This window comes from Bacillus sp. 166amftsu (assembly GCF_900107445.1).
Taxonomy (GTDB): Bacteria; Bacillota; Bacilli; order Bacillales; family Bacillaceae_G; genus Bacillus_A; species Bacillus_A arachidis.
The window spans coordinates 770,661-796,007 of sequence record NZ_FNQA01000001.1 but is presented as its reverse complement, the minus strand read 5'-3'; the positions used below and the strand labels follow the sequence as shown (position 1 = coordinate 796,007).

At 37.9% G+C, this 25,347-nt stretch carries 24 protein-coding genes and 1 other annotated feature; of the genes, 21 read left to right on the top strand and 3 right to left on the bottom strand.

Features of this window, described 5'->3' with window-relative positions; translation table 11 throughout:
* From BLV40_RS29065 to BLV40_RS04495, 3 genes are all read left to right on the top strand, one after another.
* Positions 1-535 (top strand): spore coat protein (locus BLV40_RS29065; protein WP_244525332.1); only part of this gene is annotated, 535 nt, incomplete at its 5' end.
* Positions 536-677: 142 nt separating this feature from the next.
* Complete coding sequence (locus BLV40_RS04500) at positions 678-1,358, top strand: YhcN/YlaJ family sporulation lipoprotein (RefSeq protein WP_090687644.1); 681 nt, start codon at positions 678-680, stop codon at positions 1,356-1,358.
* 322 nt (positions 1,359-1,680) lie between these two features.
* Complete coding sequence (locus BLV40_RS04495; protein WP_090687641.1) at positions 1,681-2,211, top strand: BofC C-terminal domain-containing protein; 531 nt, start codon at positions 1,681-1,683, stop codon at positions 2,209-2,211.
* Between the two features lie 13 nt (positions 2,212-2,224).
* On the opposite strand, the gene BLV40_RS04490 is transcribed toward BLV40_RS04495, so the two are convergent.
* A complete protein-coding gene (locus BLV40_RS04490; RefSeq protein WP_090687637.1) occupies positions 2,225-3,169 on the bottom strand; it encodes an iron-hydroxamate ABC transporter substrate-binding protein in 945 nt (314 codons plus the stop codon).
* Between the two features lie 190 nt (positions 3,170-3,359).
* On the opposite strand from BLV40_RS04490, the gene ruvA reads away from it, so the two are divergent.
* Genes ruvA through yajC form a run of 6 tightly spaced genes read left to right on the top strand, consistent with a single transcriptional unit; the run spans position 3,360 to position 7,694 of the window.
* Entirely contained in the window at positions 3,360-3,977 is a 618-nt protein-coding gene (gene ruvA / locus BLV40_RS04485; protein ID WP_090687635.1) for a Holliday junction DNA helicase RuvA, read from the top strand.
* Between the two features lie 5 nt (positions 3,978-3,982).
* Complete coding sequence (ruvB, locus tag BLV40_RS04480) at positions 3,983-4,984, top strand: Holliday junction branch migration DNA helicase RuvB (protein ID WP_016116458.1); 1,002 nt, start codon at positions 3,983-3,985, stop codon at positions 4,982-4,984.
* On the top strand, positions 4,981-5,181 hold the full coding sequence (locus BLV40_RS04475; protein ID WP_026593491.1) for a DUF2905 domain-containing protein: 201 nt from the start codon (positions 4,981-4,983) through the stop codon (positions 5,179-5,181). The genes ruvB and BLV40_RS04475 overlap by 4 nt, the downstream gene beginning before the upstream one ends.
* 18 nt (positions 5,182-5,199) lie before the next feature.
* Entirely contained in the window at positions 5,200-6,252 is a 1,053-nt protein-coding gene (queA, locus tag BLV40_RS04470; protein WP_026593490.1) for a tRNA preQ1(34) S-adenosylmethionine ribosyltransferase-isomerase QueA, read from the top strand.
* A gap of 14 nt (positions 6,253-6,266) precedes the next feature.
* Positions 6,267-7,406: a tRNA guanosine(34) transglycosylase Tgt gene (gene tgt, locus BLV40_RS04465; RefSeq protein WP_000125372.1), complete on the top strand. Its 1,140-nt coding sequence runs from the start codon at positions 6,267-6,269 to the stop codon at positions 7,404-7,406.
* Positions 7,407-7,433: 27 nt separating this feature from the next.
* Positions 7,434-7,694 carry a preprotein translocase subunit YajC gene (gene yajC / locus BLV40_RS04460; RefSeq protein ID WP_026593489.1) on the top strand — a complete coding sequence of 87 codons (261 nt, stop codon included), beginning with the start codon at positions 7,434-7,436 and terminating at the stop codon, positions 7,692-7,694.
* A 32-nt stretch (positions 7,695-7,726) separates the two neighbouring features.
* Here yajC and BLV40_RS04455 read toward each other — a convergent pair whose 3' ends face one another.
* The gene (locus BLV40_RS04455) at positions 7,727-8,110 is read right to left on the bottom strand and encodes a TIGR04086 family membrane protein (protein ID WP_026593488.1); all 384 of its coding nucleotides are present in this window, start codon (positions 8,108-8,110) and stop codon (positions 7,727-7,729) included.
* 114 nt (positions 8,111-8,224) lie between these two features.
* Here BLV40_RS04455 and BLV40_RS04450 point away from each other — a divergent pair, with 114 nt between their 5' ends.
* Complete coding sequence (locus BLV40_RS04450; protein ID WP_090687632.1) at positions 8,225-8,881, top strand: DUF421 domain-containing protein; 657 nt, start codon at positions 8,225-8,227, stop codon at positions 8,879-8,881.
* 42 nt (positions 8,882-8,923) lie between these two features.
* Here BLV40_RS04450 and spoVB read toward each other — a convergent pair whose 3' ends face one another.
* On the bottom strand, positions 8,924-10,483 hold the full coding sequence (spoVB, locus tag BLV40_RS04445; RefSeq protein WP_090687629.1) for a stage V sporulation protein B: 1,560 nt from the start codon (positions 10,481-10,483) through the stop codon (positions 8,924-8,926).
* A 218-nt stretch (positions 10,484-10,701) separates the two neighbouring features.
* Here spoVB and BLV40_RS04440 point away from each other — a divergent pair, with 218 nt between their 5' ends.
* From BLV40_RS04440 to BLV40_RS04390, 11 genes are all read left to right on the top strand, one after another.
* Complete coding sequence (locus tag BLV40_RS04440) at positions 10,702-10,986, top strand: post-transcriptional regulator (protein WP_090687625.1); 285 nt, start codon at positions 10,702-10,704, stop codon at positions 10,984-10,986.
* A 355-nt stretch (positions 10,987-11,341) separates the two neighbouring features.
* Positions 11,342-13,606, top strand: a complete 2,265-nt coding sequence (gene secDF, locus BLV40_RS04435) for a protein translocase subunit SecDF (RefSeq protein ID WP_026593484.1) — start codon at positions 11,342-11,344, stop codon at positions 13,604-13,606.
* A gap of 208 nt (positions 13,607-13,814) precedes the next feature.
* The gene (locus tag BLV40_RS04430) at positions 13,815-14,708 is read left to right on the top strand and encodes a cation diffusion facilitator family transporter (protein ID WP_090687622.1); all 894 of its coding nucleotides are present in this window, start codon (positions 13,815-13,817) and stop codon (positions 14,706-14,708) included.
* 123 nt (positions 14,709-14,831) lie between these two features.
* Positions 14,832-17,171 carry a single-stranded-DNA-specific exonuclease RecJ gene (gene recJ / locus BLV40_RS04425; protein WP_090687619.1) on the top strand — a complete coding sequence of 780 codons (2,340 nt, stop codon included), beginning with the start codon at positions 14,832-14,834 and terminating at the stop codon, positions 17,169-17,171.
* A 47-nt stretch (positions 17,172-17,218) separates the two neighbouring features.
* Positions 17,219-17,731 (top strand): adenine phosphoribosyltransferase, encoded by a 513-nt coding sequence (locus BLV40_RS04420; protein WP_026593481.1) that lies wholly within the window; start codon positions 17,219-17,221, stop codon positions 17,729-17,731.
* A 213-nt stretch (positions 17,732-17,944) separates the two neighbouring features.
* Positions 17,945-20,131: a GTP diphosphokinase gene (gene relA / locus BLV40_RS04415; protein ID WP_026593480.1), complete on the top strand. Its 2,187-nt coding sequence runs from the start codon at positions 17,945-17,947 to the stop codon at positions 20,129-20,131.
* A 17-nt stretch (positions 20,132-20,148) separates the two neighbouring features.
* Positions 20,149-20,589, top strand: coding sequence for a D-aminoacyl-tRNA deacylase (gene dtd, locus BLV40_RS04410; protein WP_090687615.1), 441 nt, complete (start codon positions 20,149-20,151; stop codon positions 20,587-20,589).
* A 175-nt stretch (positions 20,590-20,764) separates the two neighbouring features.
* Positions 20,765-20,941 carry a hypothetical protein gene (locus BLV40_RS28395; protein WP_003200475.1) on the top strand — a complete coding sequence of 59 codons (177 nt, stop codon included), beginning with the start codon at positions 20,765-20,767 and terminating at the stop codon, positions 20,939-20,941.
* Between the two features lie 54 nt (positions 20,942-20,995).
* Positions 20,996-21,227: a binding site (T-box leader), on the top strand.
* Between the two features lie 69 nt (positions 21,228-21,296).
* Positions 21,297-22,568 carry a histidine--tRNA ligase gene (gene hisS / locus BLV40_RS04400; protein ID WP_026593478.1) on the top strand — a complete coding sequence of 424 codons (1,272 nt, stop codon included), beginning with the start codon at positions 21,297-21,299 and terminating at the stop codon, positions 22,566-22,568.
* A 12-nt stretch (positions 22,569-22,580) separates the two neighbouring features.
* Positions 22,581-24,356 (top strand): aspartate--tRNA ligase, encoded by a 1,776-nt coding sequence (gene aspS / locus BLV40_RS04395; RefSeq protein ID WP_026593477.1) that lies wholly within the window; start codon positions 22,581-22,583, stop codon positions 24,354-24,356.
* A 171-nt stretch (positions 24,357-24,527) separates the two neighbouring features.
* Positions 24,528-25,295 carry a tRNA threonylcarbamoyladenosine dehydratase gene (locus BLV40_RS04390; RefSeq protein WP_026593476.1) on the top strand — a complete coding sequence of 256 codons (768 nt, stop codon included), beginning with the start codon at positions 24,528-24,530 and terminating at the stop codon, positions 25,293-25,295.
* The last annotated feature ends 52 nt before the right edge of the window (positions 25,296-25,347 follow it).

Below are 25,347 nucleotides of genomic sequence, written 5' to 3'. Positions count from 1 at the left end.
GCCGAATATAATGCCGATGATGGAAAATAATCAAATGCCGAATATAATGCCGATGATGGAAGATAATCAAATGCCGCACCAAATGCCAATAATGGAAAATAATCAACCACCGCAAATGCCGATGCCATATCAACCGCAAATGATGCCACCACAAATGCCAATGTCATATCAGGCACAAATGATGCCACCACAAATGCCGATGCCATATCAACCGCAAATGATGCCACAACAGTATCCGTATTATCAAATGCCATATACACAAGGTATGCCAATCATGCCGCACCAAATGCCAATGCAACATACTTCAATGCCATATCAACCGCCAATAGATAATAGCAATCCACAAATGATGCCGGCAGAAGAAGATTGTGGATGTGGTGGAGAAAGAAATCTATACAGTCCACAGCCAGGTGTGCCGAATTCTCCATATTATCCAACAGCTCAAACTGCATATGCACCGCAACCAGGTGTGATGAATTACCAACAAGATCCGCCAGAGATTTTTGGAGAACCGCTTATAGAAGAAGGGGAATAGAAGGAGCTGTGCTAACGATGAAAAGGTAGTGTTAGAAAATTCCTAGTGAAATATTAACAAGTGTAAAACCCTCCTTTATTACTCACTATAAAAAGGAGCTTTTCGAGAGAGAAGTTCAGGCCTAACAAGGGGGGTTTTTATATTGAGTAAAAAGATTAAAATTATTGCTGCTTCTTTGTTAGTTACCAGTGCATTAGCTGCATGTGGTACACCTAAGAATAAAAGTGCAATGGATGGACGTAATGCGAACTACAATTATGAGCGTACATCCTATTATGATACACAACCATATAGAGATAATGTAACGCGTACTGACCGCTATACAGATTATGTAACATATAGAAATGGGAATAGAGTTACAGATAATGTAAATGATCGTCGCAATGACGTTGGATATAACTATTACCGTGATGTAAATTACCATGGTCAAATTGCAAATCCTTATCCAACGCGTAACATTACAATGAACAATTCATACGTGAACAACGATGGTAAGACAGCAGAAAAAATTACAAATCGTGTTAAGGGTATGAATAATGTAGATCGAGTTTCTACTGTTGTACGAGGAAATGATGTAGTAATTGCGGTAAAACCACGTAACGCAGTAACAAACGAAACAGCAATGGCAAATGAAATTCGTCAAGCTGTTGCCGATGAAGTGAAAAATCGTAATGTGTATGTAACTGTTAAAAATGACATGTTTGATCGTGTCGATACAGTGAGTACACGTCTGCGCAATGGAACAGTAACAAATGATTTAAATCGTGATATAACAGACTTGTTCCGAGATGTTCGTGCTGATCTAACTGGTACAGTACGATAACAAAAAAAGCTTGCTTTCCTGGTATATTAATGTTATATTAGAAAAGCGATGAGCTAATTTACGTAAGACGAGAGATATGCTTAAGTGCTAAACACGCGGATGTGGCCGCCTGGTCTCTCGCCGTAAACGCATCAAGACGCCTGCTATGTGCAGGCGTCTTTCTTATTATATAACAGTAAATGACTCATGCGGGTAGGAATTACGCCTTACCTGCATTTTTTATTTTCATGAAAAATAACCGCCACTGTTATTATGGATAAAACTTCTATTTTCGGAAAAACTACAAATAGAAGTTTTATTTTTCTAGAAGAGGTGAGCGGAAATGAAATTCATGATGGTTATAGTTCAGGTCATAATTGCTATGCTTTGTTTATATCATGAATCAAGTGTGATTGCTGCGTCTCCTGCATTAGAGATTACGCAAAAAGAACCTCAAGTTACGGTTTTATTAGAGCGAATGTATTTAGATGGAGAAGTAAGTGAGGAAATCTTTACTGAAAAAGTAGCGAACTTAGAACAATTTCTGCAGCAGTACAAAGAATGGCAGCTTGTCGATCGTGATGATACACAAATTGTATTGCAAAAAAAGGTAGATGATATTTCACCACTACTGAAAACGAGTGGGTATTTTGGTGTTTCCAACGAAGGGATACTGCAAATTTTTAATGGTGTGCCCAAAAATGATAATGCGATTCATTCATTTTTTCAAATTGATATGAAAAAGCTAGAAAGTTATGATCGAGCAGAGTTGAAACGTGGTATTCGTATTAAGTCGAAAGAGCGTTTTGTGAAGACGATCGAGAAAATGAAGCAGTATGCAGTGCAAAATAAGAAAAACAGCAGCTCGGGATGAACTGCTGTTTTTCTTATTTGTTTTTATCTAAAATTTGTTTTGCAATTTCATCAATTAGCATATCTTTTCCGATTGGATTGAATGATTTTGTGTTAAAGACTTCATTGCTTACTTCATAAATGTGATTATTTTTTACAGCTTTGTTATCTTTCCAAACAGCGCTGTTTTTGTAGTCTGCATATACTTTATCTGCTTCGTCACCAAAGTTTACAACAAACATTTGATCAGGCTGGAATGCAACAAGACCTTCTAATGATACTTGTGCCATCGTTTGTTTTAAATCTGTACCTTTCGTGGCAGGAAGTTTTAAGTCATTAAAGAGAATGTCCCCGTACCCGAAGCTGCCATATACACGGAAGTTTTGCGGTGTTACAGCAAGAAACATAAAGTTTTCATCTTTTGTCTTCTCTTTAATCTTTTTTGATAAGGAATCAGCTTTTTTATCGTAATCTGCAATCCATTTGTCTGCTTTTTTCTCTTCGTCAAATAGCTTGCTTACTTCTTTAAATTTACCACGCCAATTTTCTAAGTTTGTCTCTAGAACAACTGTTGGTGCAACTTTTGTTAATTGGTCATAAATTTTCAATTGACGGTTATTTAAAATAATTAAGTCTGGCTTTAAGGCAGTAACTGCTTCTAAATCGACTTTAGGTGCCCAGTACCAACCTACTGCTTTTACACCTTTTAGCTTTTCTTGCAAATGATCTTGGATTTTATCTTTATACGTGTTGGCAGTACCAACAGGTTTATGACCAAGAAGTAATAGTTCTTCAGAAGATCCAGATAAGTCAACAATTCTTTTTGGATTTGTTGGAATTTTAACTTCTCCTTTTGCATGTTTTACAACTTTTGTTTCCGGTTGTTCTTTTGCCTGTGATTCTTCTTTGTTAGAAGAGCAACCAACGATGGTAAAAACCACAAGAATAAGAGTAAGTAGAATAGATAAATTGCGTTTCATCTTGCATATAACCCCTTTAATTAATATTGATAATCATTATCGACTATGTAATAGTAATTTGCTGTATGTCTTTCTGTCAATATGAAAAAGTAGAAAATTTAAATATAGAACATTTGTTGGGGTAGTCTCGCTTTTCTATCGTTAAATATGTTAAAATGGAATACATGATTTAAGAGGGAGAGATCGTATTTTGTTTGAATATGTTACAGGCTATGTGGAATATGTAGGGCCAGAATATGTCGTTCTTGATCATAATGGAATTGGCTATCAAATTTTTACGCCAAATCCGTATGTATTCCAAAGAAGTAAGCAAGAAATTCGTGTATATACATATCATTATGTGAGAGAAGATATAATGGCGCTTTATGGATTTAAGACACGTGAAGAGCGTTTATTATTTACAAAACTTTTAGGTGTATCAGGAATCGGACCAAAAGGTGCGCTTGCCATTTTAGCTTCGGGTCAAACGGGGCAGGTTGTGCAAGCAATTGAACATGAGGATGAAAAATTCTTAGTGAAATTCCCGGGAGTTGGAAAGAAAACGGCTCGTCAAATGATTTTAGACTTAAAAGGAAAATTAGCAGATGTTGTACCAGATGCATTTGTTGATCTATTCTCAGATGTAGAACGTTTCGATGAGAAGAACAGATCATCCGCTGAGCTAGATGAAGCGCTGGAAGCACTGCGTGCACTTGGTTATGCAGAACGAGAAGTGAATCGCGTTGTGCCAGAGTTATTAAAAGAATCGCTTACTACGGATCAATATATTAAAAAGGCACTTAGTCTTTTACTAAATGGTAAGAGGTGAGTAGAATGGACGAACGTCTCCTCTCAGGAGAATCGGCATATGAAGATGCGGATTTAGAATATTCGTTACGGCCACAGACGCTCCGTCAGTATATTGGCCAAGATAAGGCAAAGCATAATTTAGAAGTGTTTATTGAGGCGGCGAAAATGCGTGAGGAAACGTTAGATCACGTATTACTATACGGACCGCCAGGACTTGGTAAAACGACGCTTGCAAATATTATCGCTAATGAAATGGGTGTTAATATTCGAACAACATCAGGTCCAGCAATTGAGCGTCCGGGAGATTTAGCGGCAGTGCTCACGGCGCTTCAACCTGGCGATGTATTATTTATTGATGAAATTCATCGTTTGCATAGGTCAATTGAAGAGGTATTATATCCAGCAATGGAAGATTTCTGTCTTGATATTGTCATCGGTAAAGGTCCGAGCGCACGATCTGTACGCCTTGATTTACCTCCGTTTACGCTAGTTGGTGCAACCACGCGGGCTGGTGCGTTATCAGCGCCGCTTCGTGACCGTTTTGGTGTGTTATCACGATTAGAGTATTATACAGTAGATCAATTGTCAGCGATTGTAGAGCGCACAGCAGAGGTGTTTGAAGTTGAAATCGATTCATTAGCTGCTTTAGAGATCGCAAGGCGTGCACGTGGTACACCGCGTATTGCAAACCGTTTACTAAGACGTGTACGTGACTTCGCGCAGGTTCGAAGTGACGGAACAATTGCGATGGAAATTACCCAAATGGCATTAGAGCTCTTACAAGTCGATAAATTAGGGCTTGATCATATCGATCATAAGCTACTGCTTGGCATTATTGAAAAATTCCGCGGTGGTCCAGTTGGATTAGAAACGGTCTCAGCGACAATTGGGGAAGAGTCTACGACGATTGAAGATGTGTATGAACCATATTTACTGCAAATTGGTTTTTTACAAAGAACGCCAAGAGGACGAATTGTAACGCCACTTGCGTATGAACATTTCGGAATGGAGATGCCTGGAGTATGACGGATATGCCAAAGCTGCTTATTACAGCTGGTATTCTTCTCATTGTCGTGGGAGTAGCTTGGAAGTTTATCGGAAGGCTTCCAGGCGATATTTTTGTGAAAAAAGGAAACGTTACCTTTTATTTTCCGATCATTACATGTATTGTGTTAAGTATTGTATTATCTTTTATTATGTATATAATAAATCGATTTAAATAGAAATAGGTGGATATAGTTATGGATATTAATCTGTTTGATTTTCATTTACCGGAAGAACTTATTGCACAAACGCCTCTTGAAGACCGTGAAACATCAAGATTAATGGTGTTAGACCGTGAAACCGGTGATATCGAGCATAAGCATTTTACGGACATTCTTTCTTATTTACATGAGGGCGATTGTTTAGTATTAAATGAAACGAAAGTTATGCCTGCTCGTTTGCATGGTGTGAAAGAAGATACAGGTGCACATATTGAAGTGCTCCTTTTAAAACAAGAAGATGGAGATAAATGGGAAACACTTGTAAAGCCAGCTAAACGTGTAAAAGAAGGAACTGTCATTTCTTTTGGTGAAGGAAAGTTAAAAGCAACTTGCACAGGAACAGCTGATCAAGGTGGCCGTCAGCTAGAGTTTTCGTATGACGGTATCTTTTATGAAATTTTGGATGAACTTGGAGAAATGCCGCTTCCTCCATATATTAAAGAAACACTAGAAGATCGTGACCGTTATCAAACGGTATATGCGAAGGAAATTGGTTCTGCAGCAGCGCCGACAGCTGGACTTCATTTTACAGAAGAGTTATTAGAGAAATTAAAGCAAAAAGGTGTTCATTTAGCATTTATTACGCTTCATGTTGGTCTTGGTACATTTAGACCAGTTTCAGCCGATACAATTGAAGAACACCATATGCATGCGGAGTATTACCATATGTCAGAAGAAACGGCAGATTTGTTAAACCGTGTGAAGGAGAGTGGCGGTCGTATTATTACTGTTGGTACAACGTCAACACGTACGCTAGAAACAATTGCTACAGATCATGATGGTAAGCTTTGTGCAGCATCTGGATGGACGGATATTTTTATGTATCCAGGATATGAATTTAAAGCAATTGATGGTTTAATTACAAACTTCCATTTGCCGAAGTCAACATTAATTATGCTTGTGAGTGCATTTGCAAATAGAGAAGATGTACTTCATGCTTATAATGAAGCAGTAAAAGAAAAATACCGTTTCTTTAGCTTTGGTGATGCGATGTTCGTTGCATCTCATGCTAAAGTGAAAGATAAATAAAAAGGAGTAAATCTATGACAGCAATTCGTTATGAATTTATTAAAACATGTAAACAAACGGGTGCGCGTTTAGGCCGCGTTCATACACCGCATGGCTCATTTGATACACCAACATTTATGCCAGTTGGTACACTTGCGACAGTAAAAACAATGTCACCAGAAGAGTTAAAGGCGATGGATTCTGGTATTATTTTAAGTAATACGTATCATTTATGGCTTCGTCCAGGTCACGAAATTGTTCGTGAGGCAGGCGGATTACATAAATTTATGAACTGGGATCGTGCCATCTTAACAGATTCTGGTGGTTTCCAAGTGTTTAGTTTAAGTGACTTCCGTCGTATTGAAGAAGAGGGCGTTCATTTCCGTAATCACTTAAATGGAGACAAATTATTCTTATCACCAGAAAAAGCGATGGAAATTCAAAATGCATTAGGTTCAGATATTATGATGGCATTTGATGAGTGCCCGCCGTTCCCTGCTACGTTTGAATATATGAAAAAGTCTGTAGAGCGTACAAGCCGCTGGGCGGAGCGCTGTTTAAAAGCCCATGAGCGTCCACAAGATCAAGGTTTATTTGGGATTGTACAGGGCGGAGAGTTTGAAGAACTTCGTCGCCAGAGCGCGAAAGATCTTGTTTCAATGGATTTCCCAGGGTATGCAGTAGGTGGGTTATCAGTTGGAGAACCAAAAGATATTATGAATCGTGTTCTTGAATTTACAACACCGCTTCTACCAGACAATAAACCACGTTATTTAATGGGAGTAGGTTCTCCTGACTCATTAATTGATGGTGCAATCCGTGGTATCGACATGTTTGACTGTGTACTTCCAACTCGTATTGCTCGAAATGGTACATGTATGACAAGTGAGGGGCGTCTCGTTGTGAAAAACGCGAAGTTTGCAAGAGACTTCGGTCCACTTGATCCAAATTGTGATTGTTACACATGTAAAAACTACTCTCGTGCGTACATTCGTCACTTAATGAAATGTGATGAAACTTTCGGAATTCGTTTAACGTCTTATCACAATCTTCATTTTCTGTTAAACTTAATGGAGCAGGTGAGACAAGCCATTCGTGAAGATCGTCTTGGTGATTTCCGTGAAGAGTTCTTTGAACAGTATGGCTTTAATAAACCGAATGCTAAAAACTTCTAATACATATAATTAAAGGAGGAACAAAAAATGAATCCAGGTATGATGAATATTATCATGATCGTTGCAATGTTTGCGATTTTCTATTTCTTATTAATTCGCCCGCAACAAAAGCGTCAAAAGGCAGTAGCTCAAATGCAAAGTGAATTGAGAAAAGGTGATGCTATCGTAACAATCGGTGGCTTACATGGTACAATTGAGTCAGTAGATGACACTAAGATTGTTGTTAAATCTGGTGGTTCACATTTAACATTTGATCGCAATGCAATTCGTGAAGTTGTGAAAAATTAACAAGTAGAAGCCCTGCATTTGCAGGGCTTTTTTTAATTGGTACGTTTCGTCATGTTAACGCCAAATATGCCCCCAAGTGTACTTGCCCCCATTAGTCCAAGTTGATAGAGAAGTTGTGAATTGGATAAAGCGTGAGAAAAACCTAAGTAGTTAACAAGAAAAACAAGAATCGTAAAGGTAAGTCCGGTTGTGAATCCGACGAACCAGCCTTTTCCTTGCGCTTTTTTTCCAGCGATAAATCCGGATATAAGCATAGAAAGAAGAGCGAGTATGAAAAGGGCTATAGCTAATGTACCTTCATTGATATTTGTGAATTTTAATAAAAGAGCAATCACCATACTTGTAATAGAGGCGAGTAGTAATAAAGTGATAATACCAAAGCCAATTGCTATAGATAATTTTTTCGTTCCATCCATTATGCATTCCCCCCTTTTAATACAAGCATATTTCCATTTTAGATAAGTTAGACTAGTTTCTTTTTTGCTGGTTAAACTACGTCATAGAAGAAAAGTACAGAAAGGGGATTAAAGATGGAGCTATGGGGAATTGCTTTTCGAACAGTTCTATTGTATTTCGTTATGGTACTTATTTTTCGTGTTATGGGAAAACGTGAAATTGGTGAACTGAGTATTTTGGATTTGGTTGTTTTCATTATGTTAGGTGAACTTGCTGTATTAGGAATTATAGATGTTGATCGTCCTGTATGGGATCAAATTATTCCTATGGTAGTAATTGTGATTATTCAAATGGTGTTAGCGTACGCTTCTCTGAAAAGTGGAAAGATCCGTCATTTAATAGATGGCGAACCAGCTATTATTGTTCGGAGAGGTAAAATTGATGAAAAACAAATGAGAAAGCAACGTTATAATATAGATGATTTATTAATGCAATTAAGAGAAGAAGGTATTGGTGATATTCGTGACGTCGAATATGCTATTTTGGAAGCCTCAGGGAAATTATCTGTATTTCATAAACAAAAGAGTAAAAATAATAAGAATGATACACCTATTTTTTCATTTCCACTGATTATTGATGGGGAGATACAACAATCACATTTGCATATGATTGAACAGTCAGAAGGGTGGCTTGTGGGGAAATTAAAAAATATAGGATACAAAGATATAACAGGAATTTCGTATTGTAGCTTTCAAAATGGGGAATTTTTTGTGGATTTAAAAGATAAATAAGAAGCTTGCCGTTTTAAAATGGCAAGCTTTTAATCTGCATGGTTATTTCAAAAATAATAGTTTTCGGAGTAATGGAAGACGCTGTAGCTCATGTTTACGAATGAGTTTGAAAATGAGAAGAAACAGTGTATAAAGTATAGTGGTTAACGTAATCTCCCATAATGTTTGTATAGCAAGTGAATGTGAAAAAATAATATATTTATGAAGATAGAATCCAAAAGCTCCTGCAATGATTATCGTGATGCCTCCATATATATAATCCTTTATGTAAATAGTGAAGGTGATTTTTTTCAGGACTGTTGCGTAGTGAAGGAATGTCACGGTCACAATGTTAGCAGCAATCGCAAGTGCTACCCCCATCATTTGAAATTCAGGACGTGAAGCGAGTAAGGAAATAACGAGTAATTTTACAATAGCTCCGATAAATGTATTCATCATCGCGGCACGTGCTAAATTTAAAGCTTGTAAAACAGATGTAAGGGGACTTTGAAAGTAGTGAAATAAAAAACAAGGCGCAAGTAATTGAATGAATGCAGTTGCGCTATCTGAACCGTACATGAGAGTTAAAACAGGTGAAGCAAATACATAAAGAATAACGACTGACCAGCCTCCTGTAATGAGAGAAATACGAAGTGCCTGTTGCAGACGATGTTCTACTAATCGATATTGTTTTTTTGCCATTGCTTCACTAATAGAGGGTACGAGTGCCGTAGAAAGAGCGTATGTAATAAAAGCAGGCAGTGATAAAAGTGGAAACGCATAGCCATTTAATATACCGTATTGCTGCGTGGCGACTGAAGCTGCTACACCAGCAATGGCTAGGCTTTGCATAACGACAATTGGTTCGAAAAAATAAGAGACCGATCCAATTAAGCGACTCCCTGTAGTTGGAAGTGCAATTTCCATAAGCGAATGAAATGTATTTTTACTTTGCTTGACTGTACTAACAAAACCAGAACGTATTGAAAGGTGCTTTTCACGCTGGAATAAAGTGAGTAAAAATAATAAAGAGGCTACCTCACCAAGAACAGCTGATAACATTGCGCCTGCCGCAGCGTATTCAACACCATAAGGTAAAAACAATCGAATACATACGGCGATAATAGTAATCCGGACTACTTGTTCTAACACTTGTGCATATGCACTAGGTTTCATATTTTGTTTTCCTTGGAAATAACCGCGCAAAACAGATGAAACTGCAATGACAGGAACGACAGGTAAAATGGCCATCAGCGGATAGTAGGTTCTTTTATCCGTTAATAAAGTTTCAGCTAAAATAGGAGTTAGAAGCATGATTGCGATTGTTAAGATAATACTAATAACGGATGTAACGGCTAAAGATACTGTTAATATATTCTTTACTTTTTGTTTATCGTTTACTGCTTCCGCCTCTGCAACGAATTTTGCAATAGCAACAGGAAGTCCGATTTGTGTTAATGTAATTGCTAAAATAAAAGTGGGGACAGCCATCATATAAAGACCGACGCCTTCTTCTCCTAAAATACGTGCCATTACAATTCGGTTTATGAACCCGAGAATTTTTGTAATAAAACCAGCTAGCATTAAAATAAATGCACCTCGTAAAAAGCTTTGTCTCGTCATGGTTTTCTCCTACCTTCTCAAAATCAATGGAATGATTTACAATAATTTATATGCACGTGTGAGACAAGAATGACAAGCATTTAAGAGGAATCGCTTATGGAGTAAAACTTTTATGGGAAAGAGCAGGGCGATGAAACTCTTAAAGGCAGTTATTGCTGTCCATTAGAGCGGGATGAAAAACGACTTTTCGTGCTGAACTAAAAAGGAGATGTGATAGTATGAATGAAAAGGAAGATTTGGTAGAAGCTTACCGCGGACAGTTGCAAGTCGTTTTAGAAAGCAAATTAGAAGAATTTCAAATGATTGGCTATGACAGGGTGACGACTGAGGATATTTGGAAATGTTTAAAAAGTAAAAAGTGGAAAAAGCTAGATAGTGAAGTTAGATTGTATGAACTTGTGAATGATGTGCTAACATTAACAGCAAATGAGTATATGACATATTTAACGGTAGAAGCGTATCAAGCGCCACTTTGGTCATTTGAAGAATATGAAAATAAATAACCGGCTGTAATTGGTTTGTTCTTCCTTTTGCAGTATAATGATAGGTATTGATAAAGAGGAATGTATATGTCAGAGATTTTAAGTAAAGGAGGTAGGAAGCAGAAGTTATAATAATTTGTATCAGATATAGGTTGCGGCCCAGCGTCTAAGACGTAGAATTTGGGTTTTCCCTATATGGCTAGTAGCGTACTAGTAAAAAGTTAAAAACTCACAGAAAGGAAGCCTACTAACTAGACAAACGAATAAGTATAATGGAATGCCTGTGGATAAACAGAAATGATTAATACAGGAATTTGTCTAGCGTAAATGAATGATATGATTTATTTATGGGTTTAGTAGCAGAAAGAAGGTACATATGGCAAAGCGCAGTACGAGAATCGTCGCCTTTTTTCTCATCGTTTTATTAATCGGTGGAATTATTGGTGCGACGGGAAAAAACATAACAAAAGGAATTAGTCTTGGACTGGACCTTCGTGGTGGTTTTGAAATTTTATACGAAGTAAAGCCAGCGAAAAAGGGTGATAAAATTGATCGAGACGCACTTGTAAGTACAGTAGGTGCTCTTGAGAATCGTGTGAATGTTCTTGGTGTAAGTGAACCAAACATTCAAATTGAAGGGGAAGATCGAATTCGTGTACAGCTTGCTGGCGTACAAGATCAGCAGAAAGCACGTGAAATTTTATCTACGCAAGCGAAATTAACATTCCGTGATGTGAATGACAACCTTCTCATGGACGGAACGGATTTAAAAGGCGGGGGAGCGAAGCAAACATTTGATGAACAAGGCCGGCCAAGTGTTGGGCTTACATTGAAGAGTGCTGATAAATTCCGCGAAGTAACTGAAAAAATATCAAAAATGCCACCGCCAACGAACTTAATGGTGATTTGGCTTGATTTTGAAGAAGGTAAAGATTCTTATAAAGCAGAAGCAGCAAAACCAAATCCGAAATATTTATCAGCAGCAACAGTAAGCCAAGTGTTTAATCAAGCTGAAGTTTCTATCGTAGGTGGAAACTTTACGGTTGAAAGTGCAAAACAGCTTTCAGATTTATTAAATGCAGGTGCACTTCCTGTTGATCTAAAAGAAATGTATTCAACATCTGTCGGAGCAAAATTTGGTGAGCAAGCATTACAGCAAACGATTTTCGCTAGTGTGATCGGGATTGCTATTATTTTCTTGTTCATGCTTGTTTTCTACCGTTTACCAGGTTTAGTAGCGGTCATTATGTTAGGATTATATATTTTCATTACATTGCTTGTCTTTAACTGGATGCATGCAGTCCTGACTCTGCCAGGTATAGCGGCGCTAGTGCTCGGGGTTGGTATAGCGGTTGACGCGAATATTATTACGTATGAGCGACTGAAGGAAGAATTGCGAATTGGTAAATCGATGATGTCAGCATATCGTGCTGGTAACCATCGTTCGTTAGCGACAATTTTAGATGCCAACGTTACGACAATTGCAGCAGCTGGTGTATTATTCGTTTACGGTAATAGTTCTGTAAAAGGATTTGCGACAAGTTTAATTGTGAGTATTTTAGTTGGTTTCATTACGAACGTATTCGGTACTCGTTTCCTACTAGGATTATTGGTGAAAAGCCGTTATTTCGATAAGAAAATATCTTATTTTGGTGTGAAACAGAAAGAAATTATTCCATTGTCAAAAGGAGTAGAACATGCACCAACGAGATTTGATCGTATTAACTTTGTAAATATCGGTCATAAATTCTTCTTGTTCTCAATTGTAGTTGTTATTGCAGGTGCAATTATACTACCAATTTTCAAAATGAACCTTGGAATTGACTTTGCGAGTGGTACACGTATGGACTTGCAGTCAAAACAAGCGATTAGTGTAGATCAAGTTCAAAAAGATTTACATGAGTTAAAAATTGATGTAAAAAAAGAGGACATTGTACCAACAGGGGATGACAATAAAGGATTTGCTGTTCGTACAATTGGTGTTTTATCGAAAGATGAAATTGCAAAGGCAAAAACATTCTTCCACGATAAATACGGTACAGAACCAAATGTAAGTACAGTTTCTCCAACAATCGGGAAAGAGATTGCACGAAATGCATTTATCGCAGTTATGATTGCTTCGGCGGTTATCATCTTATACGTGAGTATTCGTTTCCGCTTCACATACGCATTATCTGCGGTAATCGCATTGTTGCATGATGCGTTTGTTATGATTGTGATGTTCAGTATCTTACAATTGGAAGTAGATTTAACGTTTATCGCAGCGGTATTAACAATCATTGGTTATTCAATCAATGACTCGATTGTTACATTTGATAGAAACCGTGAGCTATATAAACAGAAAAAACGAATTCGTGATAGAAAAGACTTAGAAGAAATTGTGAACTCCAGTATTCGTCAAACAATTGGTCGTTCTATTAATACAGTTCTAACAGTGTTGTTCCCAGTTATTGCATTGCTTATTTTCGGTAGTGAATCACTGCGAAACTTCTCACTTGCATTAATGATTGGACTAGTTGTAGGTACGTATTCTTCTATCTTTGTTGCTTCGCAAATTTGGCTAATGCTTGAAAATCGCCGATTAAAAAAGGGTAAAGGTAAGAAGAAAGTAGAAACAGGAGTATCTGAACCACAAGTGTAAAAACTAAAATCAACATAGAAAAGACGATGCCTCTTCACTTTGGAGGCATCTCTTTTTCGTTTGCGGATACAATAAAGTGACACTTCCTTAGCGTTTTTTGCTAAAGGGTAGCAGGGTCGATCGTGGAGAAATTGGAAGGAAGTGATATCTCTGCTATTATTTTTTGTTACAATAATAAGGTATTTTGAGAAAAGAAAGGATTTCGATTATGGAAAAAGATGAACGTTTTAAACAGGCGGAGTTTGGTGCCATTGTTGGAATCGTTGGTAATATTGTATTAGCGATTGTTAAAGCAGTAATCGGATATATTGGGAACAGTAAGGCACTTTTAGCGGATGCGGTTCATTCAGCATCGGATGTAGTTGGTTCGTTAGCTGTATTTTTCGGCTTGCGTGCAGCCAAACAACCGCCTGATGAAGATCATCCTTATGGCCACGGAAAAGCGGAATCGATTTCAGCTATCATTGTTGCAGTTTTATTATTTATTGTCGGAATCGAAATTGCCGTTTCTTCTATAAAGGCTTTTACACAAGAACTTGAACCGCCAAAAGGAATTACGATTTTTGCGGTTATTCTTTCCATTGTGGTGAAAGAAGGGATGTTTCGGTATAAGTATCGATTAGGGAAACGGGTAAACAGTGATGCAATTATCGCAAATGCATATGAGCACCGTTCAGATGTATTTTCTTCAATTGCAGCCTTAATCGGGATTGGTGCAGCGATTATCGGAAATAAATTAGGTTTAGATTGGCTCGTTTACGCCGATCCTGTTGCAGGATTATTTGTTTCACTTCTTGTTGTGAAGATGGCCTGGGATATTGGCAAAGATGCAATCCATACAACGTTAGATCATGTTCTTCATGAAGAAGAGGTTATTCCACTAAGGGAGTCAGTTCTTCAAGTAGAAGGTGTTAAAAAAATTGGTTCGTTATACGCAAGAGAGCACGGTCATTATGTGATTGTGGATATTAAAGTGTCTGTAGATCCATATATCACAGTGGAAGAGGGACATCGCATCGGAAAACATGTAAAAGAGGTATTAATGAAACAAGATAATGTACAAAATGTTTTTGTACATATAAATCCGTATTCACCGGATTAAATTTATTTTGCTTCCATAAGGAAGTAGATATTTATTTGATTATAGAGATATTCAATCGTAGTTTGCGTGATATTGTCACCCCTTAATCTGTCTTGTATAATAGACAGGTTAAGGGGTGATTTCGTGTTACAACCGAAGACGCGTTGGAAAGAAAAGTCATTTAATGAAGAGCAGATAAGTGAGTTGGCAAGTAAATTGCAATTATCACCGCTTGTTACTTCGTTATTCCTCGGTAGAGGCTTAGATACAGAAGATAAGATTGTGGATTTTTTAAATACAGCAGGGCAAGAATTTCACGATCCATTTTTACTTGCAGGAATGGATCGTACGGTAGAACGTGTAAAGCAAGCCATTCAAAATGGAGAACAAATTTTAATTTTTGGTGACTACGATGCCGATGGTGTAAGTAGTACGACAGTATTATACCTTGCACTTCAAGAACTAGGTGCGGATGTTGGGTTCTATATCCCGAACCGATTTACGGAAGGGTATGGACCGAATGAAGAGGCATTTCGCTGGGCACACAGTGCGGGATTTTCTCTTATCATTACTGTTGATACAGGTATCGCAGCAGTTCATGAAGCTAAGATAGCAAAAGAGCTTGGTATGGATCTTATTATTACAGATCATCATGAGCCACCACCAGAACTTCCAGAAGCGCTTGCGATTATTCATCCGAAGCTAGAGGGCGGCGTCTATCCGTTTCATTATTTAGCGGGCGTTGGTGTTGCGTTTAAAGTAGCGCATGCATTACTTGGACGTGTACCGGAGCATTTGTTAGAAATCGCAGTGATTGGTACGGTAGCCGATTTAGTGTCACTTCATGGTGAAAATAGATTACTTGTGCAGCGTGGACTAAAACAAATGAGAATGACCAAAAATATTGGTTTGAAAGCATTGTTTAAAGTAGCAAATGTTTCACAAAGCGAGATCACGGAAGAAAGCATCGGCTTCTCAATTGCACCGCGTATTAATGCAATTGGTCGTTTAGAAGATGCGACACCGGCTGTTCATCTTCTTTTATCAGAAGATCCAGAAGAAGCAAAAGAGCTTGCTGAAGAAATCGATGAAATGAATAAGCTTCGAAAAGATATTGTAAAACAAATTACAGAAGAGGCGATTGCAGAGGTAGAAAACAACTATCCTCCAGCGGACAATAAAGTATTAGTCATTGCGAAAGAAGGATGGAATCCAGGTGTGATAGGGATTGTTGCTTCTAAATTAGTAGAGCGTTTCTATCGTCCAACAATCGTGTTATGTATTGATCCTGAGAAGCAAACAGCAAAAGGATCTGCTCGTAGTATTGCAGGATTTGATTTGTTTGCGAACTTATCAGATTGTAGAGAATTGTTACCTCACTTTGGTGGGCATCCAATGGCGGCAGGAATGACGCTTCATATGAATGATGTGGATGAACTGCGCCGTCGTTTAAATGAACAAGCAGATGCAATCTTAAAGCCTGAAGATTTTATTCCGATTACAACAGTTGATGCGATTTGCAAAGTAGAGGATGTAACGCTTTCGGCAATTGAAGAAATGCAAAAACTAGCGCCATTTGGTGTTGGAAATCCGAAGCCGCGTATCGCAGTTAGAGATGCGGAATTAGAAAGTATTCGTGCAATTGGATCTGATGGGTCTCATTTAAAAATGGCACTTCGCGGAGGACAGGCGACGTTAGATACGATTGGATTTGGATTTGGAGCTTATGCGAAAGAAATTTCTCCAATCGCTCACGTTTCTATTGTTGGTGAGGCATCAATTAATGAATGGAATAATTTCAAAAAACCACAACTCATGATCCAAGATATTGCGGTAGATGCATGGCAGTTGTTTGATTGGCGCAGCATGCGTAATGTGGAATCGAACTTATCAGAGATTCCGAAAGAACAAGTAACAATGGTATATTTTTCTGAAGAGGTATTAAATAAATTTTCTTTAGAAGAATATAAAGAACAACTTATGCATGCTTCAGAAGTCACTGAGCTAGATGGTCGCTATGTTATTTTGATGGATTTACCAAAGTCAACAGACGAATTACGCGGTTTGTTTAAGGCGGGATTTCCAGCGCGAATTTATACACTGTTTTATCAGGAGAATAATCATTTATTTAGTACAGTTCCAACAAGGGAACACTTTAAATGGTACTATTCCTTTTTACACCAAAAGGCACCATTTTCTTTAAGACAATATGGGGAACAGTTATGTCGTCATAAAGGTTGGTCAAAAGATACAGTAAATTTCATGACACAGGTGTTTTTTGAGTTAGAATTTGTTACAATAAAAGACGGTGTCATTTTTATGGCAGAAGAAATGAAAAAGCGTGATTTAATTGAATCGAACACATATCGTGAGAAAATGAACCACCTTCAATTAGAGAAAGAGTTGGTTTATAGCACATATCAGCAACTATATACATGGTTTGACACGATTCGTAATCATAAAGAAGTAGCACAGTTAGGGTAAGGGCCTTGTATTTACAGACCTTTTATATCTGAGGAGGATTCAGAAATATGGATTTCAAGCAACATATCGCAATTGTACCGGATTATCCGAAAGAAGGTATCGTTTTTAAAGATATCACACCTTTAATGAACGATGGAAAAGCATACAAAGCAGCAACAGATGAAATCGTTGCTTATGCAAAAGAAAGAAATATCGACCTTGTAGTAGGACCAGAAGCACGTGGCTTTATTATCGGTTGCCCAGTTTCTTACGCGTTAGAAGTAGGGTTTGCACCAGTTCGTAAATTAGGGAAATTACCTCGTGAAGTAATTACAGTTGACTACGGTAAAGAGTATGGAAAAGATGTTTTAACAATCCATAAAGATGCAATTAAACCAGGTCAACGCGTATTAATTACAGATGATCTATTAGCTACAGGTGGAACAATTGAAGCGACAATTAAGTTAGTTGAAGAGCTTGGTGGAATTGTAGCAGGGATTGCATTCTTAGTAGAGCTTACTTACTTGGATGGCCGCAAAATGTTAGATGGTTATGATGTATTAGTGTTAGAAAAATACTAATTATTATATAGGTAAAACTACGGTGATAGAAAAAAGTACCCGTGAATCTCTTGGAGAGGAGCGGGTACTTTTGTATAATTGTACAAAAAAGTATGGTGAAATATCAGTAAAATCTTTTCCTTTTCACAATTCACAATCATTAGGTTATAATGATAGAATAAAATTTATTCTAATGAGTAAGGGAAAAGTCAATTTTCAATAAAAGGTGATTCGATGGCAAATGAGCAAGTACTAACAGCTGAACAGGTACTCGAGAAAGCAAGTCAATATTTAGCGGACGATGATATTGAGCTGGTGGCACGTGCCTATGAATATGCACGTGATGCACATAGCGAACAATATAGAAAATCGGGCGAACCATATATTATTCACCCGATTCAAGTTGCAGGTATTTTAGTTGATTTACACATGGATCCATCTACAGTGTCGGCAGGTTTTTTGCATGATGTAGTAGAAGATACCGAGGTTACACTAGAAGATATTGAACGGGAATTTAATAAAGAAATTGCCATGCTTGTTGATGGTGTTACAAAGCTTGGGAAAATTAAATACAAATCTCATGAACAACAGCAAGCAGAGAACCATCGCAAAATGTTTATTGCAATGGCCCAAGACATTCGTGTGATTTTAATCAAATTAGCTGATCGTCTTCATAACATGCGTACGCTTAAGCATTTGCCTCAAGAAAAACAGCGTCGTATTGCAAATGAAACGTTAGAAATTTTTGCACCTTTAGCCCATAGACTCGGAATTAATACAATTAAATGGGAGCTAGAGGATACATCGCTTCGCTATTTGAATCCGCAACAATACTATCGCATTGTAAACTTAATGAAGCGGAAACGTGCAGAGCGTGAAGAATATTTAGATGAAGTCATGACGGGTATTCGTGACAAACTGAAAGAAGTAGCGATTCAACCTGATATTTCAGGACGGCCAAAACATATTTATAGTATTTATCGTAAAATGGCTCTTCAAAATAAACAATTTAATGAAATTTATGATTTGCTAGCTGTGCGCGTTGTTGTAAATAGTATTAAAGATTGCTATGCGGTATTAGGAATTATTCATACGTGCTGGAAGCCGATGCCAGGTCGTTTTAAAGATTATATTGCAATGCCGAAAGCAAACCTATACCAATCACTTCATACAACTGTGATTGGGCCGAAAGGTGATCCGCTTGAAGTGCAAATTCGTACGAAAGAAATGCATGAAATTGCGGAATACGGGATTGCTGCGCATTGGGCTTATAAAGAAGGAAAAGCAGCAGAAACAACAGGTACACTAGAGAAAAAATTAACATGGTTCCGTCAAATACTAGAGTGGCAAAATGAAGCTTCTAATGCGGAAGAATTTATGGAGTCATTAAAAATTGATTTATTCTCTGATATGGTATTCGTCTTTACACCAAAAGGAGACGTCATGGAATTACCATTAGGTTCTGTTCCAATTGACTTTGCGTACCGTGTCCATTCAGAAATAGGGAATAAAACGATTGGTGCAAAAGTAAATGGGAAAATGGTAACACTCGATTATAAATTAAAAACAGGTGATATCATTGAAATTTTAACGTCTAAACATTCTTATGGACCTAGTCAGGACTGGGTAAAGCTTGCTCAAACATCTCATGCGAAAAATAAAATCCGCCAATTTTTCAAAAAACAGCGCCGAGATGAGAATATCGAAAAAGGTCGCGAACTTGTTGAAAAAGAGGTGCGAAGCTTAGAGTACGAGATGAAAGAAGTGTTAGCGCCTGACAACTTAAAACGTGTAGCTGAGAAATACAACTTTGCGAATGAAGAGGATATGTTTGCAGCGGTTGGATATAACGGAATAACAGCTTCGCAAATTGTAACGCGTTTAATGGACAAGTTCCGTAAACAGCGTGACGAAGAACAAGATGTTGTGGAAGTGAAAGAAGTTCGTAAACCGATGAAAATTCGTAAATGGGATTCGGGTGTAAAAGTAAGTGGTGCTGATAATTTATTGATCCGCTTATCAAAATGCTGTAACCCAGTTCCAGGTGACGATATTATCGGATATATTACAAAAGGTCGTGGTGTATCGATTCACCGTCGTGATTGCGTCAATGTGCATACAGAAGAGGCAAAGGAACGTTTACTAGAAGTAGAGTGGGAAGGTAGTCCAGAAAAAGAAATTGAGTATAACGTTGATATTGAAATTTCTGGCTATGATCGCCGTGGCTTGCTAAATGAAGTTCTGCAAGCTGTTACAGAAACGAAAACATATATTTCAGCTGTTTCAGGTAGAAGCGACCGCAATAAAATGGCAACGATCAATATGTCTATTTCCATTCGTAATTTACATCATTTGAAAAAGGTAGTAGAGCGTATTAAGAGAGTTCCAGAAATTTATGCAGTACGCCGCATGATGCATTAATAGGGAGTGTATAAATTATGAGAGTTGTCTTACAGCGATCAAAGGAAGCGTCTGTTACAATAGATGGTGAAATTGTAGGACAAATTCCGTTCGGTTTAACATTGCTAGTTGGAATCACGCATGAAGATACAGAACAAGATGCAACGTATATCGCTGAAAAAGTTGCAAATTTACGTATTTTTGAAGATGAGAATGGGAAGATGAATCATTCTGTACTAGACATGGATGGACAGGTTCTTTCTATTTCACAATTTACATTGTACGGGGATTGCCGTAAAGGAAGACGTCCAAACTTTATGGGTGCTGCGAAACCAGATTACGCAGAGCGCTTGTACGATTTCTTTAATGAAGAACTTCGTAAACAAGGATTGCACATAGAAACGGGAAGGTTCGGAGCAATGATGGATGTTTCTTTAATAAACGATGGTCCGGTGACCTTAATTTTGGAAAGTAAATAATAATGAAAAGAGGGGATGCGCTATCCTCTCTTTTTTATTTTTTAAAAGGGGTTTTTATAAAAAAAGAGATATATGGAAGCGGTAGTCGGTTCTCTTTCGTATTTGTGTATAACCGACTCATCAATATGGAACAATAGAAGTAAAAACATCCATGTTGATTGGGAGGGATACACGTATGCGTATGAATGAAAAAGGTCATTCTGTTACAAATGGTGCAAACCAATTATTTAACGTGAATTTTCATGAGTTTATTGCAAGAGAACAAAATAATACTTCTATGGAGCTTGCATCTGAATTTGGTATTTCATTGCAAGATGTAAAGCGTTTAAAGAAGCAGATTGAACGCTCCTAGGGCACTTGACAATCGTCCGGAACAAACGTATAGTAATTTTATATTTACATATGAAGAGAACCGATGATAGAGAAGAGTAGATTGGATACACATGAAAAGAGAAGAAATGTCCTAGGCTGAAAACATTTCTACATGATGACTGATTGAATGACACTCTGTAGGTTTCAACTTGAACGGCTTATAGGCTTAGTAGAGATTGAACGCAAATTTAAGCGTTATTAAAAAAGTGGAAGCATACGTGCTTCAATAAGGGTGGCACCACGGGTATAATACTCTCGTCCCTACTGGATAATCAGTAGAGGCGGGAGTTTTTTTATTTTTAATAAGATTAAAACAATTTGAGGAGGAACTGAATATGTCTATTCAAATCCCACGCGGAACGCAAGATATTCTTCCAGGTAGTGTTGAGTTATGGCAGTATATCGAAGGGCAAGCACGCGAAATTTGCCGTCGTTACAACTATAAAGAAATTCGTACACCAATTTTTGAGCACACAGAATTATTTTTACGCGGTGTTGGTGATACAACAGATATCGTACAAAAAGAAATGTACTCATTCCAAGATCGTGGAGAGCGTAGCTTAACACTTCGTCCAGAAGGAACAGCACCTGTTGTACGTTCTTACGTTGAAAATAAAATGTACGGTGATGCGACGCAACCTACGAAATTATATTACATCGGTCAAATGTTCCGTTATGAAAGACCACAAGCAGGCCGCTATCGTCAATTCGTACAATTCGGTATCGAAGCAATCGGTAGTAACGATCCTGCAATCGATGCAGAAGTAATTGCACTTGCTGTAGAGTTTTACCGCGGTATGGGCTTAAAAAACATTAAAGTTGTTTTAAATAGTTTAGGTGATTCAGCAAGTCGTCAAGCGCACCGTGAGGCGTTAATTGCTCACTTCGAACCTCGCATTGGCGAGTTCTGTTCTGATTGCCAATCTCGTTTAGAGAAAAACCCACTTCGCATTTTAGACTGTAAGAAGGATCGTGATCATGAATTAATGGACGCGGCGCCATCTATTACAGAATACTTAAATGAAGAATCAACAGCGTACTATGAAAAAGTACAAGAACTATTAACAATGATGGGTGTTCCGTTTGAAAAAGATCCGAACCTAGTGCGTGGTTTAGATTACTATCAGCACACTGTTTTTGAAATTATGAGTGAAGCAGACGGGTTTGGCTCAATTACAACATTAAGTGGTGGCGGTCGTTATAACGGTCTTGTACAAGAAATCGGTGGTCCAGAAATGCCTGGTATCGGTTTTGCGATGAGTATTGAGCGTTTAATTATGGCATTAAAAGCTGAAAACATTGAGCTTCCAATTGAACAGAACATTGATTGCTATGTTGTAGCACTTGGGGACAAAGCGAAAGATCATGCTGCAAAAGTTGCGTTTGATCTTCGCAGGGCTGGGTTATCAGTTGAAAAGGATTATTTAGATCGTAAAATGAAAGCACAATTTAAATCAGCAGATCGTTTGAATGCGAAATTTGTAGCTGTATTAGGGGAAGATGAGCTTGATAAAGGCATCATTAACTTAAAGAACATGGCAACAGGTGAGCAAGAAGAAGTTGCATTAGATGTATTCGCTTCATACGTGGCAGAGAAATTAATATAGGGGGAACTCATAGTGGCTGAAAGAACACATGCATGTGGAAAAGTAACAGTAGAAGCAGTTGGACAAACCGTTCAATTAAAAGGTTGGGTACAGAAGCGTCGTGACTTAGGTGGATTAATTTTCATCGACTTACGTGACCGTACAGGTATTGTGCAAGTTGTATTTAACCCGGAAACATCTAAAGAAGCACTAGAGGTAGCAGAAACAATTCGTAGCGAATACGTGCTTCACGTAGAAGGAACAGTTGTTGAGCGCGCACAAGGTGCAATTAATGACAATATGGCAACTGGGCGTATTGAAGTACAAGCTACAAAAGTAAATGTACTAAATGCAGCAAAAACAACGCCAATTATTATTACAGATGATACAGATGCATCAGAAGATGTTCGTTTGAAATATCGCTATTTAGATTTGCGTCGTCCTGTTATGTATAACACATTTAAAATGCGTCATGATGTAACAAAAACAATTCGTAACTTCTTAGATTCAGAAGAATTCTTAGAAGTCGAAACACCAATCTTAACAAAGAGTACACCAGAAGGTGCACGTGACTATTTAGTACCAAGCCGTGTGCATGATGGTGAGTTTTATGCATTACCTCAATCTCCGCAGCTATTTAAACAGCTTCTTATGGTCGGTGGATTTGAGCGTTATTATCAAGTAGCACGTTGTTTCCGTGATGAAGATTTACGTGCGGACCGTCAACCAGAATTCACACAAATCGACATCGAGGCATCATTCCTAACACAAGAAGAAATTCTAGAAATGATGGAACGCATGATGACGAAAGTGATGAAGGATGCAAAAGGTGTAGAAATTAACGCGCCATTCCCTCGTATGACATATGTGGATGCAATGGCTCGATACGGTTCTGATAAGCCAGATACACGCTTTGCAATGGAGCTTACTGACCTATCTGAGTTTGCAGCAGGATGTGGATTCAAAGTATTCACAAGCGCTGTAGAAAGCGGAGGACAAGTAAAAGCAATTAATGCAAAAGGTGCAGCGAGTAAATATTCTCGTAAAGATATCGATGCATTAACTGAATTTGTAAAAGTATACGGTGCAAAAGGTTTAGCTTGGTTAAAAGTTGAAGAAGATGGCTTAAAAGGACCAATCGCGAAATTTTTCGGTGAAGAAGATGCAAGTGTGTTAATGAATACATTAGAAGCAGCTGCAGGCGACTTATTATTATTCGTTGCAGATAAGAAGAGCGTTGTTGCAGATAGCTTAGGCGCACTTCGTTTACGCTTAGGGAAAGAACTTGAGTTAATCGACGAAAACAAATTTAATTTCCTATGGGTAACTGATTGGCCACTTCTTGAGTATGATGAAGATGCTGATCGCTACTTCGCGGCACACCATCCATTCACAATGCCATTCCGTGAAGATGTAGAGTTACTAGAAACAGCACCAGAAAAAGCGCGTGCACAAGCATATGACCTTGTATTAAACGGTTATGAGCTTGGCGGTGGGTCACTTCGTATTTATGAGCGTGATGTACAAGAAAAAATGTTCAAAGCACTTGGATTCTCTCAAGAAGAAGCGCAAGAGCAATTTGGATTCTTATTAGAAGCGTTCGAATACGGTACACCACCACATGGTGGAATCGCATTAGGTTTAGACCGTCTTGTTATGTTACTTGCAGGCCGTACAAACCTTCGTGATACAATTGCATTCCCAAAAACAGCAAGCGCAAGTTGCTTGTTAACAGATGCGCCAAGCCCAGTTGCAGAAGCGCAGCTTGAAGAACTTAGCTTACAGTTAAACGTAAAAGAAGAGAAGTAAGAACGGAAACTAGATGGGGTATACTAACCGCATCTAGTTTTTTTTAGGGATTCTGTGTATTTTTCTTGTTAGAAAGGTATTTTTAGTAGTTGTGTAACTTTTTCTATACAAATAGTCGGAAAAACGCTAGAATACATGGTAGACCATTTTTGTAATAGGAGTGTAGAACGCATGTTACATCAATTTTCACGTAATGAATTAGCCTTCGGAAAAGAAGGCCTTGAAATATTAAAAAATAGTACAGTTGGTATTTTAGGAATTGGCGGCGTAGGCTCATTTGCAGCAGAAGCATTAGCACGTTCTGGCGTAGGACGCCTTGTATTAGTTGATAAAGACGTTGTTGATATTACAAATGTAAACCGTCAAATTCATGCATTAGTTTCTACTGTAGGACGTTCAAAAGTAGAGCTAATGAAAGAGCGTATTGCTGATATTAATCCAGATTGTGAAGTTATTGCATTAGAAATGTTCTATACAGAAGAAACGTATGAAGATTTCTTTAAGCATGGTTTAGATTTCGTAGTGGATGCATCAGACACAATTACGTTCAAAATTCATTTAATTAAACAATGCTTACGACGTAAGATTAAAATGATTTCGAGTATGGGTGCAGCAAACAAAATGGATCCAACTCGTTTCCGTATTGCGGATATTTCAAAAACACATACAGACCCAATTGCGAAAGTAATTCGTACGAAGCTTCGTAAAGAAGGGATTAAAAAGGGTGTAAAAGTTGTATTCTCTGACGAAAACCCAATTGTAATTCGCGAAGAGGTGCGTAAAGAAATCGTTCCAGACGAAAATGCAAAAATTCGTAAAGCGAAATTACCACCTTCCTCAAATGCATTCGTACCATCTGTGGCAGGCTTAATTATGGCGAGCCATGTTGTGCGTGAACGTTTAAAGAATGTAGAAGTGAAACGTGTGGGACAAGAATAATTAGGGAAAAGCGTATATTCCACTGGGAGTATGCGCTTTTTAATTTTTATAT

Excerpts from the sequence above, each read along its gene's own strand:
- BLV40_RS04495 (WP_090687641.1), top strand. The coding sequence starts at position 1,681 with ATGAAATTCATGATGGTTATAGTTCAGGTCATAATTGCTATGCTTTGT.
- BLV40_RS04490 (WP_090687637.1), bottom strand. The coding sequence starts at position 3,169 with ATGAAACGCAATTTATCTATTCTACTTACTCTTATTCTTGTGGTTTTT.
- ruvB (WP_016116458.1), top strand. The coding sequence starts at position 3,983 with ATGGACGAACGTCTCCTCTCAGGAGAATCGGCATATGAAGATGCGGAT.
- BLV40_RS04475 (WP_026593491.1), top strand. The coding sequence starts at position 4,981 with ATGACGGATATGCCAAAGCTGCTTATTACAGCTGGTATTCTTCTCATT.
- queA (WP_026593490.1), top strand. The coding sequence starts at position 5,200 with ATGGATATTAATCTGTTTGATTTTCATTTACCGGAAGAACTTATTGCA.
- tgt (WP_000125372.1), top strand. The coding sequence starts at position 6,267 with ATGACAGCAATTCGTTATGAATTTATTAAAACATGTAAACAAACGGGT.
- yajC (WP_026593489.1), top strand. The coding sequence starts at position 7,434 with ATGAATCCAGGTATGATGAATATTATCATGATCGTTGCAATGTTTGCG.
- BLV40_RS04455 (WP_026593488.1), bottom strand. The coding sequence starts at position 8,110 with ATGGATGGAACGAAAAAATTATCTATAGCAATTGGCTTTGGTATTATC.
- BLV40_RS04450 (WP_090687632.1), top strand. The coding sequence starts at position 8,225 with ATGGAGCTATGGGGAATTGCTTTTCGAACAGTTCTATTGTATTTCGTT.
- spoVB (WP_090687629.1), bottom strand. The coding sequence starts at position 10,483 with ATGACGAGACAAAGCTTTTTACGAGGTGCATTTATTTTAATGCTAGCT.
- BLV40_RS04440 (WP_090687625.1), top strand. The coding sequence starts at position 10,702 with ATGAATGAAAAGGAAGATTTGGTAGAAGCTTACCGCGGACAGTTGCAA.
- secDF (WP_026593484.1), top strand. The coding sequence starts at position 11,342 with ATGGCAAAGCGCAGTACGAGAATCGTCGCCTTTTTTCTCATCGTTTTA.
- BLV40_RS04430 (WP_090687622.1), top strand. The coding sequence starts at position 13,815 with ATGGAAAAAGATGAACGTTTTAAACAGGCGGAGTTTGGTGCCATTGTT.
- BLV40_RS04420 (WP_026593481.1), top strand. The coding sequence starts at position 17,219 with ATGGATTTCAAGCAACATATCGCAATTGTACCGGATTATCCGAAAGAA.
- relA (WP_026593480.1), top strand. The coding sequence starts at position 17,945 with ATGGCAAATGAGCAAGTACTAACAGCTGAACAGGTACTCGAGAAAGCA.
- dtd (WP_090687615.1), top strand. The coding sequence starts at position 20,149 with ATGAGAGTTGTCTTACAGCGATCAAAGGAAGCGTCTGTTACAATAGAT.
- BLV40_RS28395 (WP_003200475.1), top strand. The coding sequence starts at position 20,765 with ATGCGTATGAATGAAAAAGGTCATTCTGTTACAAATGGTGCAAACCAA.
- hisS (WP_026593478.1), top strand. The coding sequence starts at position 21,297 with ATGTCTATTCAAATCCCACGCGGAACGCAAGATATTCTTCCAGGTAGT.
- BLV40_RS04390 (WP_026593476.1), top strand. The coding sequence starts at position 24,528 with ATGTTACATCAATTTTCACGTAATGAATTAGCCTTCGGAAAAGAAGGC.